The organism is Oleiphilus sp. HI0043 (assembly GCF_001634935.1).
Genome location: NZ_LWEY01001537.1, coordinates 1 through 1,018, shown reverse-complemented (window position 1 = coordinate 1,018; position 1,018 = coordinate 1). Strand labels below are relative to the sequence as shown.

1 protein-coding gene is annotated in these 1,018 nt (G+C 44.8%); it reads right to left on the bottom strand.

What is annotated here, in order from left to right; genetic code table 11:
* Positions 1-1,018: 7TM-DISM domain-containing protein (locus A3729_RS23020; RefSeq protein ID WP_156498081.1), on the bottom strand; the 1,018-nt coding region annotated here is incomplete at both ends.

Sequence of the window (1,018 nt, the reverse complement as noted above, 5' to 3'; positions counted from 1 at the left end):
AATCGCATAATATGACAGACAACTCGCGGCGGTGCCGTTCAGCTCTTTTTAGCTCGATATGCAGGCGTGATTCAAAGTGCCGGCGATTGAATAGAGTGGTCAAGGAGTCGGTTGTAGAGGCTAACTCCAGGCGATTATTTGCTTGCTCAAGCTCGGTGAGCGCTCGTTGCATGGATTGAGTCCGCTCACGGACTTTGGACTCTAGCTGGGCATTGATAGTGGTTTGTGTTTCCAATAATTGCTCTTGCGACTCTCGTAGCCTCTTTTCACTTGAAAGTACAGATTCCTGGGCGAGAATGCGCATTTCTTTTTCACGGTTTATTCGGTTGGCTAGAGCAAGAGAAAGCAGGGATACCAAAAATAGAACACCAATTTGCCCTGCATTATTGGTAAAGAAATTGGCCGTCACGAGCCCGAATTTAACCGCGCCTAATGTACCAATCCCCAAGAAAGTTGTGGTCCAGGCGAGGCAGTAGTAGCGAGCATCAGAATGTCCCCGGAACAAAGCGATATACCCGAGTAGCATTGACATGGTGCAATTGATTAAAGCAAGAGCGCTGTTTAGACGTATCGTAATGCTATATGAAATGATAAAGGTCAGCACAAATGAGATGCTGGACACGACTGCTAAAGCTTGTGAAATGCGATAAGCTTTTGGGTTGGTTTCTTTGAGCTTTAAAAACTCAATAATCAGCACTAAAACGGTAATATTACAACCGCCGATAAAAACGGATATCGCGTAGCTATTCCATTCTAGAGCCTCTGGCCATAGATAGGCAAAGCCATAACCCTTTAGGCTTATTTGAAAGAGCAAGTAACTGAAAACGAAAAGAACATAGTAGAAATAGCTCATTTCCCTGATAGAGAAAAATAGCAATAAATTATAGATGACCATGATGCCGATGACGCCTGCCCAGATACCTTGCATCAGGTGGTCGTCAGAAGAAAATTTGGCATGACTCTCGGTGTCCCAGAGTATTAATGGTGCTTCGATAGTTCCCGCGGAAGCGATTCGCAT